Annotated in this window: 11 protein-coding genes; 1 reads left to right on the forward strand and 10 read right to left on the reverse strand. The window is 51.0% G+C overall.

The features are described 5' to 3' along the window. Positions 1-98: 98 nt before the first annotated feature. From ACOYIE_RS06855 to ACOYIE_RS06880, 6 genes are all read right to left on the reverse strand, one after another. Complete coding sequence (locus ACOYIE_RS06855; protein WP_433411720.1) at positions 99-2030, reverse strand: bifunctional 3'-5' exonuclease/DNA polymerase; 1932 nt, start codon at positions 2028-2030, stop codon at positions 99-101. Positions 2031-2095: 65 nt separating this feature from the next. Beyond that, entirely contained in the window at positions 2096-2869 is a 774-nt protein-coding gene (locus tag ACOYIE_RS06860) for a hypothetical protein (protein WP_433411701.1), read from the reverse strand. Between the two features lie 22 nt (positions 2870-2891). Then, on the reverse strand, positions 2892-3335 hold the full coding sequence (locus tag ACOYIE_RS06865; protein WP_433411703.1) for a hypothetical protein: 444 nt from the start codon (positions 3333-3335) through the stop codon (positions 2892-2894). 9 nt (positions 3336-3344) lie between these two features. Next, positions 3345-4799: a DEAD/DEAH box helicase gene (locus ACOYIE_RS06870; RefSeq protein ID WP_433411705.1), complete on the reverse strand. Its 1455-nt coding sequence runs from the start codon at positions 4797-4799 to the stop codon at positions 3345-3347. Beyond that, on the reverse strand, positions 4747-4956 hold the full coding sequence (locus ACOYIE_RS06875) for a hypothetical protein (RefSeq protein WP_433411706.1): 210 nt from the start codon (positions 4954-4956) through the stop codon (positions 4747-4749). Before ACOYIE_RS06875 ends, ACOYIE_RS06870 begins: the two co-directional genes overlap by 53 nt. 83 nt (positions 4957-5039) lie before the next feature. Continuing rightward, the gene (locus ACOYIE_RS06880; RefSeq protein ID WP_433411708.1) at positions 5040-5441 is read right to left on the reverse strand and encodes an RNA polymerase sigma factor; all 402 of its coding nucleotides are present in this window, start codon (positions 5439-5441) and stop codon (positions 5040-5042) included. 84 nt (positions 5442-5525) lie between these two features. Between ACOYIE_RS06880 and ACOYIE_RS06885 the strand changes: the two genes are divergently transcribed. Then, positions 5526-5735, forward strand: a complete 210-nt coding sequence (locus ACOYIE_RS06885) for a hypothetical protein (protein ID WP_433411710.1) — start codon at positions 5526-5528, stop codon at positions 5733-5735. A gap of 129 nt (positions 5736-5864) precedes the next feature. Here the strand turns inward: ACOYIE_RS06885 and ACOYIE_RS06890 are convergent, their stop codons facing one another. The 4 genes from ACOYIE_RS06890 to ACOYIE_RS06905 all read right to left on the reverse strand — a co-directional run bounded on the left by ACOYIE_RS06890 (position 5865) and on the right by ACOYIE_RS06905 (position 8387). Next, on the reverse strand, positions 5865-6677 hold the full coding sequence (locus ACOYIE_RS06890) for a DUF3825 domain-containing protein (protein ID WP_433411712.1): 813 nt from the start codon (positions 6675-6677) through the stop codon (positions 5865-5867). Between the two features lie 122 nt (positions 6678-6799). Continuing rightward, entirely contained in the window at positions 6800-7018 is a 219-nt protein-coding gene (locus ACOYIE_RS06895; protein ID WP_433411714.1) for a helix-turn-helix domain-containing protein, read from the reverse strand. 15 nt (positions 7019-7033) lie between these two features. After that, positions 7034-7444, reverse strand: coding sequence for an RNA polymerase sigma factor (locus tag ACOYIE_RS06900; RefSeq protein WP_433411716.1), 411 nt, complete (start codon positions 7442-7444; stop codon positions 7034-7036). Positions 7445-8123: 679 nt separating this feature from the next. Beyond that, positions 8124-8387 carry a helix-turn-helix domain-containing protein gene (locus tag ACOYIE_RS06905; RefSeq protein ID WP_433411718.1) on the reverse strand — a complete coding sequence of 88 codons (264 nt, stop codon included), beginning with the start codon at positions 8385-8387 and terminating at the stop codon, positions 8124-8126. Positions 8388-8781 lie beyond the last annotated feature (394 nt).

Consider the following 8781-nt stretch of genomic DNA (forward strand, 5'->3'; position numbering starts at 1 on the left):
TTCCAATGTCATTGCGTCAGAAGTTACGATGAAATCGCGCTTGGCCACTGCCTGCCGGTCAAGCTCCCGCGCTAAATCCTGCAATGTTCTGCCTGTTTTCATGTTCTTACCTCCAATTCTTTTAGTTCGCCGAAACGCACACCCACTGCCGCCTCGGCCACAATAGGCACGTCAAGCCCTTTAAAGGGCAGCGCCTCCATGCAATTCTTAATAAAGACCGCTGCTTCCAGCGCCTTGTCGTGGGGCAGCTCGAAAACCAGCTCGTCGTGAATCTGCAGCAGTGGCCGTAGCCACATGCGATCAGGCAATCCAGCGACGATGCGGCCAAGCGCCAGCTTGAGAATGTCCGCCGCCGTACCCTGAATGGGCGTGTTGAGCGCGCACCGCTCGGCAAAGGACTTCTTACCCCAATCCTGCGAGGTGATGCCCGGCAGGTAACGCCGTCTACCCAGCCATGTCTCCGTATATTTGCGAAACGCAGCCCGCTTCTTGACCTCCTCCTGCCACCGTGCGAGGCGGGGATAACCGGCCTTCAGGTTGTCGATGATCCGCTCACAGTCCAATAGCGGTGTGCGCAGCCCAGCTTTGAATTTCAGATTGCGGTACAGACCTTTGGGAAATAGCCCGAAGAATACGCCGAAGTTGCAATTCTTGGCGATGGTGCGGCGTTCTTTGTAATGCTCGGTGTTTTTATCCGCAGCTTCCTCAAAGGGAATATGGTAAATGACAGATGTGGTCTGGGCATGGATATCGCCGCCCGTACGGTAAGTTTCCAGCATCCGCTCGTCGCGGCAGTAGAACGCGCCGATCCGAAGCTCGATCTGGGAAAAGTCCAGCGAAAGCAACGCCTTTCCCTCGGTGGCGATGATGAAGTTGCGCACTCCAATCCCATCGCTGTCCGCTCTGGGCATGTTTTGAAGGTTGGGTTTTCGCGCCGCGAAGCGCCCTGTCTCGGTGGCCAGCGGCAGTAGGTCAGCGTGAATCCTGCCGGTGGCCTCGTTGATATGTTCCATATAACCGTCAATGTAGGTGGACTTGATCTTTCCCCAGCGCCGGTACTCCTGCACCAGCTTGAACAGCGGTACTAAATCCGGGCGATTTTTCTCGCACCACTCGGACAGCAGCACCAGCGCCTCGTCGTCCATGGCCTCCTTAAATTTGGCCGTCGTTTTGAATACCGGCAGCTTCAGATCGTCGTACAGATACTTTTTGAAAGCCGAGGTGGCGGCGTTCGCGCCGATATTCACATCACCTGTCATGAAGGCGATTTCTTCACGCAGCCGCTGGAGCTTCGCCTCGGCCTCCGCCTGCTTTTCGGCCATCAGCTCCCGATCCACCGGCAGGCCGTTGTATTTCATCAACCCGCAATAAACCGCAGTAGGGGATTCCACCTGCTCCACGATGAAACGGTGCTTCGGCAGATATCGGTCAAACCAGCCATTGAACAGATGGTACAGCCGCAACGTATAATCCGAGTCCGCACAAGCGTAGCGGATAGTTTCCGGGTTCTGCGGATCCAGCTCGTCGAAATATCGGCCTGCCGTGACATCCTCGAAACTGGGTAGCTCGGTGCCGAGCAGCTCCGGTACCAGCGTTTTCAAACCGCTGTCTGAAAGCGACCGAAACTGCGTGTGGTTTTTAAGCGTCATTTGCGCTGCGCCGATGGTGTCATATACGGGGGCCTGCATAACGATCCCGATGGCATAGAGAAACATCGCCTCAAAGCTCAGGTTGTGCGCAACCTTGATGATTCCGGTATTTTGGAAGAACGCCTCGGTTAGCCAGCGCCATATAGCTTCCTGATCGGCGGCATTTTCCCCGGTGCGGTGCTTAAGCGGCACATAGACCGCCGACCCCTCGGCCACTGAGAAGCTAACGCCGACGATATGCGCCTTGTGCGCGTCTAACGCGGCGCGCTCCTCATTGCGATACACATCCAACGGACTCGTTTCAAAGTCGAAAGCCACAAGGGCTGCGCCGCCGAGATAGTCCTTGATTTCAGTAAGCGTTTTTACGCATAAATAATCCATGGTTTCCTCCTTGCCGCCTATGACAGGGAGGCGGCCTGCGCCGCGCCCCCCGCACAGGCCGGTCATTATCTTAGCGGTTCGATGACCTCGCCGGTTTCCGGATCGACTTCAGTGAAATCCGATCCGTCCTCCGAATCCAGTGTGTTGTCGAAGTCAAACGCCAGCTGTCTGCTGTAGGCTTTGACCTGCTCGGACAACTTCTCCAGCAGCGCGTGTTCCTGCGGTGTAAGAACGCGGTCAACCGCGAACTGTGCCTGCGAGTAGGCGATACCGCCGCTGTTGGTGGCCTTGCGCAGCGAAAACCGCGTGACCACGCTGTTGGATTTTCGGCCTTTGCCCAGCAGACGCTTGATGTATTTCGTAAACTCCTTCAGGCTGCCGGTGGGGAGAGAAAGCAGCAGAGGAAAAATCTCACCTTCCCGCAGAACAAAGATGCGGCGGCGGTTTTTACACGCCTTGGAGTTGTTCTCCCCAGAGCCAAATTTGTTGTACGGGCAGGTTTTGCAGTTGCCGCCCGGGTCGCCCTCGCCGGTGATCCCGTCAAAACTGCCGCAGTCGGGCGGGTTGTTGCCGCCGCTGTATTTCGTTTTGTAATAGGCGTGCAGCGTGTGATGGTACAAGATGACGCCGGAAAATTCCTTGACCGTGTCCGGCTCACCCGGGTTTTCGCCGGGCACCTCGAACACCGTGCTGCCAGCGGAGGGAATCTTGATCCGTTCAAAGCTGGTGTCCAGGCCATCCAGCTCCTCGGCCATCATTGCCGCCATGTTTACATCTGCGAGCTGAAGAAATCCGCCTCTTTGCTGCGCTGTGAGCGCCGTTTCTTTTTTGTTTGCCATTTTGAAATCCTCCTTAGATTTGTTATTTTGAAGCCTTGCGTACCCCGACCGACGTTTTCTCAAAGACATTCACAAGCCCTGAAAGCCAGCCGGGCAAAGTATCCTCGTTCTCTTCGATCTGTTCCTTGACGAAGGAGGATAGGGAGTTGGCGTTGACGGTTTCCGTGACCAGCTCGCCGTAGCCCTCGCGGCGAAGCGTCGCGAACAAGTCCTCCTTGCAGCCCGCCACTGCGGACGCCCGCGTTTTCGTGACCAGATAGAACATCACGCCGCCTCGCGTGAAATTCTGCGTCTCGGACTCGGCCATCAGCTCCGAGAGCCGGTAATCCGTCTCGTCGATTTTGGCGCTCAATTCTCGCAGCTGCTGTTCGGCGGCTTCCTTCTGCTCTCGAAGCACCCTGAGCTGCTCGGCCAGCTCAAACATTTTCTCGCTGTCCGACATAAGGCTGAGATTCTCTGTTTCCATTCGCTACTTTCACCTCCCGGAAGAAAAGGGGTTAAACCCGTTTCGGTAATCGTCCACCAGCATCCGAGCCAAATCCGCTTTGTCCCGCAGCGCCTTGATAACCCGCACATCCACCGTCCCTTGGGCGATGAGGTATATGTAGGTGCAGTTCTCTTTCTGGCCGACGCGGTGAATGCGGGCTTTTGCCTGTTCAAAATTGGACATGGAATAGTCCAGACTGTAAAAAACCATCGTGCTGGCGGCGGTGAGGGTCACGCCCAGCCCCGCCGTAGCGATCTGTCCGACAAAGACCTGCACCTGTGGGTCGGTTTGAAACGCCGACACCTGCACATCTCGGTCTTTCACGCCACCCATAATCAGCGAATACTGGATTTCCTTTTTTTCAAGCAGACTGCAAATGGCTTTAATCTCCGGTATGAACCGCGCCATGATCACCAGCTTTTTGCCTTCCTGCAGCACGTCCTCGACGATATCCTCAAGTGCCGCCTGCTTGGCCGTGCTGATCCTCTGGGGTGCGTTTCCCGCATCGTCTCCGAGAAAACCGCCCGTGAGCTGTGACAATCGGAGCAGGCGGGTAAGAATGTTGGTGACGGTGACTTCGCTCTGACCGAGTTCTGCGTAGCTGTCCTTGACCAAATCCTTGTAAATTTTCATGGCGGTGGGTTCCAGTTCGACATTGCGCACAATATCCGTGGTTTCAGGCAAATCAAGGCATTCGGCTTTTGTCGCCCGAAAGGCGATGCAGTGCAAGCGGCGCATCAAATCCTGCTCCATCGACCGCTTGAGCACCGGCGTGTGCTGGCCGTAGCCCGTCATATCAAAGTACCGGTTCCTAAAAACATAGAAACTCTGGCCGAAGATGCCCGGGTTGAGGAATTTGTACTGACTGAAAACGTCGATGGCTTTGTTCGTGATAACCGTGCCGGTAAGCAGCAACTTATACCGCGCCTTCGTGCCCAGCCGGTGCATAGCCTTGCTTGCCGCGATATTGTGCGTCTTGATTTTGTGTCCCTCGTCCGCGATGATAAGGTCGGGATTCCAAGCCTGCAGCTCCTTTTCCAGCCGCCACGCCGATTCGTAATTCATCACCGCCACCTGCAGGGGCGTGCCCCGCATATGCCGCAGGGTATCGGCCTTTTTTGCACCCGTGCCGGTGAGCACCGCCAGCGTGTAATCGAAGGCTGCGAACTTGTCGAACTCCTCGTCCCAGACGCCGAGGATAGAAAGCGGTGCGACCACCAAGACCCTGCGGATCTTGCCTGTCTGATAAAGGGTGCCGGTAACCGCGATACTGGTAATCGTTTTGCCCGTGCCCATTTCCATGAGCAGCGCCGCGCCGGGAGAGGCCATACCACCTGCCGGAATCAGGCCGAACTTTCCGCACACGAAATTGAATGCGTCGACCTGATGCTTATATGGCGTGGCTCTGATCGGCATGGGTAGCTTCGGCACTGGCTGCTCCATCCTGACTATTCCTCCTTTCCGCTGACATCGATTTGTCAAGCAACGCCAGCTTTCTCGCCAGCCGCCTTGACACCACGCTGATGGCGGTCAGGACGCCGATGATCTCTTCCTTCGTTTCCTCGCTCTGCGTCAAGGCGGCATGCGCGTTTTTCCTCATGGATTTCACCTCCGATCCGGGGGGAACAAAAAAACCCCCTCACAATCCAAAGGAAAGTGAGAGGGCAGTTGATAGAGAATAAACTAAAAATTTTTTTCTATCAGTTTCCGGAGTTTATCCAGAAGCCTGTTTTTGTGGTAATTTACCGTATTTTGAGAAACATCGATCTCTTTGGCAACCATACGTTCGGACTTTTCCTGATAGAAAAGCGCGTCAATCAGGAAGCGTTCATCGTCGGTCAGCTCCGAAAGCGCCTCGAACAGCATGTCCAGCAATAGCTTGTCCTCGACGATTTCGTCTACCAGCGACGTTTCGTCGGGCACCTCGAAGCCGTTGTCCGCGAGCGCCTCCAGCGACAGCTCGTTGTCGGAACGCACCTGTCTGCGTTTGCGCTCTCGCCAAGCCGGGCGCTTGAAAGCGTAATACACTTCTTCGGTGACAGGGATTCGTTCTCCGTTCAGTTCGATGTAATATTCCTTGCTCATCTATTTTCACCTCCTTCCGCGAAATCTCGGGGGAAGGAAGGGGAGGAGGAGCGCGGGGACGTGGTCGCTTAAATCCGGCAACGAATGACCTTTTTCGCAACAAAAAAAGCGCGGGACATGGCTTTACAGTCATATCCCGCGCTTTGTGGGTTATTTTTTTACATCGGCTCGGTTTTTGTCGGGTGTATAGGCAATACACGGCGCTACCTCCTTGGTACCGCCGTCAAAAAGGGCGCACTTAATACACCCACCGTTTGCCTATTTTTGAAAAAGAAAAACGGCGGCTTTATTTAATTCAATAAATCAAAGCCGCCGTTATCGCCGTATTATGTTTTTTGAATCTATGTACAATAGGCGCGGCGGCGCTCGTCAAAAGCTCTGCAACAAACCATGCTGCGCAGTTTTGCCGCCTCCTGTACGATTTTATTTTGTCAACGCCGTCAGCCATGGCGCGACAGGCTTGGCCAGCAACCGCGCGTTAAGATAGGCCATTTCAAGCGTAAGGCATGTATTGCCCAAGTAGTATCCATCCATGATTGTCAGTGTCATGGCAAGGTCGGGCTGATCCATATCGGTCAGGCAGATGGGGAGTAAATATTGCACCTTGCCTTGGTACCCCTGCGGGGCAACGATGCTCGGCTCGACAACCGCCTTTCTTCGTGCAAGCTCCACCGCCGTTTCCAGCAGCAACGGCAGGTTCTTGGCCGCGCGGATCTCGGCGGGTATGCGTTCCAAATTTTCCGGGTCGCCCAGAATGTGGTCTACATTAACCCTGATAGACCATTCGGGATTGTAGTTGACGCCATACTGCGCCATAAAATATGTAGGCTTTTGAGGGAGCGGTTCGATGTACTTCATCCAAGGAGCGACATCGTCAAAAAACCCCCGAAAATACCAGTCAAGTAATGAATCTCTTTTTTTGTTCCTATCAAAACAGGCATAAATGGCTTTGTATCTTGGCGTATATAGGCCGGTGTGAAAACAGGAATACTCGTTGCGTACATAAAAGAATTGATCTCGTCGGCATGAATCCGGCTCGTTGTTGAATTCGATGGCTTGTTTTCGGAAAACTGTGTGAATGTAGCGTTCTAAGATAGGCGTGTCCGGGTTTTTTGCTAGGTAGAGCGGATTACGAAAGCTCCATGGCTCCGGTAGGGCTAATTCTGCCAGTGCGTCGAGTTGCAAGTACCAGCTGGGCACATAGGCAAATGAGAACAGGTCAGGCATCAGCATCATCGTATTTTAACTCCTTTAACTTGTTGCCATAGCAAGGGCGAGGCCTTGTCTGGGTTGCCTGCCTTACATAGGAGTCACTAGTAAGCGCATGTACTTTTTAATTTGTCAACAGCCATTAATGATCATATAAGCTCCTGCCATTTTTTGATCGCTTCAATGAGCTTACATTGCAGCTCCGCTTTCATATCCGGGTCGACCTTTCTGTGGATGACGCCGTCCTTATCTTCATATTCATAGGCCGACAGGGCATCAATGTAGTCATCGTAATATTGTAAAATTGCTTGGATCGCTTGGGAATCGCCGTCTGTCGCGCGGCTGATTGTACTGAGGTCTAATTTCATGATCTTCCTTCCTTATCAAAAAAAACTCCTTATTGCTTTGAATGCACGTTGTCGCAAGTTGTACACTGTCCGACTGGTCACCTTCATGTGTTTAGCAATTTTTTCATCCGACCAGCCATACCAGAAATCAAGCATAAGAACCGTTCGCTGCTGATCCGGCAGGGAAAGCAGAGCCTTGTGCAGCGTTTCGTTAAATACCACACAGGAGAACTTGTCCGCATGAATCGTAAGGTCAAAAAAAGGATATGTATCCTCGCTGCCCTGCTGGTCAAATAAGTATTGGATTTGCTCGTTTTCGACAGCCTCGTGTTTTTTCCGGTTTATTTGTGTCCGTTTAATATTTCGGCTGGCGTTGCGCAAAACGGTCTTGCAGTAACTATCGAACATCGCAACCAGCCTTTCCGCTCTACTCGGGGGAATGGGCATTAGGCACCCCCCTTTCATATGCGGTTTTCATTATCTCATGCCCTGTTTTGCCTCCTTACTATACTAGAACACATTTCGATACCCCAAACCGGAAAGATTTTTTGATACACTTTGAAAACTTTTTTATATCTGTCTACGGTAAAATAAAATAACGGCAGCTTACCTTAAGAAAGCTGCCGTCATTCATGGACTTTTGCAGACCGCTCTTGTTGAAAAGTATCCCTTTTGCCGCAGGGCAGCAAAAACTATCTTTAATACAGTTTTATTATACACTATATAATCGGAAAAGGGTGTTACCAAGGAAACATCTTTGATGTACCTAAAAATGGTATAACGATACGTTTATTCAGAGTGTTGCATTTTTCGATTCAGGGAAGCATTTTTCACTCTTATTTATTTCTTGCTGAACTTTTTCCATAATAATCTGGATTCTTTCTTTTGGAGCATCAATCCCATAAAATCTACGAAGATTATTACGAATTATTCTGCATTCCCAGCCATAGTTAACCCATCTCTTTATTGCCTCTTTAATCTCTGACGCGCTACAATGCATAATGCTATACCCCCATATTTGATATGTCGTAATATAGGGAATTATAGCACGGCTTTTCGACTTCTTACATAGTTATAGCAATAAAATAAGCCGGTCAACATTGACTTTTCGTCTTATTGACCGGCTTTAGTTTTGTTTGTCTATTCCATCGATTATAGCCCTGTATGAAACCCCTAAGGCTTCGGCAAATGCCTTAATCTCAATATCGGTCACAAAGCGTTCCCCTGTCTCAATCCTTCTTATCACATGATTATCCAAATCATATCCCATCACCTGCATCTTATGTGCCAGTTTTCTTTGGGATAATGGAGGATCTATATTTAGCCGTATTTTCTTAATGTTCTTGCCGCATAAGTTGTTACGGCCGTCTGAAGATTTTAGTTTGAACACTCCAAAAACCACCGTTTCTGTTGAATACTGTTTACAAATAAGTATTCTACAGTATAAAAACAGCGCTGGTGGTAAACACTATTCAACATAGCAGAGAATAGATTATGACTGCTATCTACATAATTTGGAATAATAGTCTTAGAAGTTTATTAGGGTCATGAATTATGAAATATTCCCCGGTAACAGGAGGCGGTATAAAATGTTTGGATATATAAAAAAAGTTATGCGCGGATTTTCCTTTGGCCAGAAAAAACAGATGCATGCTGCTCTAATCTATATTGATGATTTGGGTTCAGGAACCTCAAACAGAAAATGTTGTTCGTGGATCTCGTGATGGTAACTTCTGTGCACAAAAGCTCCCGTTGTCTGCCGTCAAATCTGGTAGATACCGAAC

Origin of the sequence: Agathobaculum sp., from assembly GCF_050946325.1 — a bacterium.
GTDB lineage: Bacteria > Bacillota > Clostridia > Oscillospirales > Butyricicoccaceae > Agathobaculum.

Excerpts from the sequence above, each read along its gene's own strand:
- ACOYIE_RS06875 (WP_433411706.1), bottom strand. The coding sequence starts at position 4,956 with ATGAGGAAAAACGCGCATGCCGCCTTGACGCAGAGCGAGGAAACGAAG.
- ACOYIE_RS06890 (WP_433411712.1), bottom strand. The coding sequence starts at position 6,677 with ATGATGCTGATGCCTGACCTGTTCTCATTTGCCTATGTGCCCAGCTGG.
- ACOYIE_RS06900 (WP_433411716.1), bottom strand. The coding sequence starts at position 7,444 with ATGCCCATTCCCCCGAGTAGAGCGGAAAGGCTGGTTGCGATGTTCGAT.
- ACOYIE_RS06870 (WP_433411705.1), bottom strand. The coding sequence starts at position 4,799 with ATGGAGCAGCCAGTGCCGAAGCTACCCATGCCGATCAGAGCCACGCCA.
- ACOYIE_RS06860 (WP_433411701.1), bottom strand. The coding sequence starts at position 2,869 with ATGGCAAACAAAAAAGAAACGGCGCTCACAGCGCAGCAAAGAGGCGGA.
- ACOYIE_RS06880 (WP_433411708.1), bottom strand. The coding sequence starts at position 5,441 with ATGAGCAAGGAATATTACATCGAACTGAACGGAGAACGAATCCCTGTC.
- ACOYIE_RS06895 (WP_433411714.1), bottom strand. The coding sequence starts at position 7,018 with ATGAAATTAGACCTCAGTACAATCAGCCGCGCGACAGACGGCGATTCC.
- ACOYIE_RS06865 (WP_433411703.1), bottom strand. The coding sequence starts at position 3,335 with ATGGAAACAGAGAATCTCAGCCTTATGTCGGACAGCGAGAAAATGTTT.
- ACOYIE_RS06855 (WP_433411720.1), bottom strand. The coding sequence starts at position 2,030 with ATGGATTATTTATGCGTAAAAACGCTTACTGAAATCAAGGACTATCTC.
- ACOYIE_RS06885 (WP_433411710.1), top strand. The coding sequence starts at position 5,526 with ATGACCTTTTTCGCAACAAAAAAAGCGCGGGACATGGCTTTACAGTCA.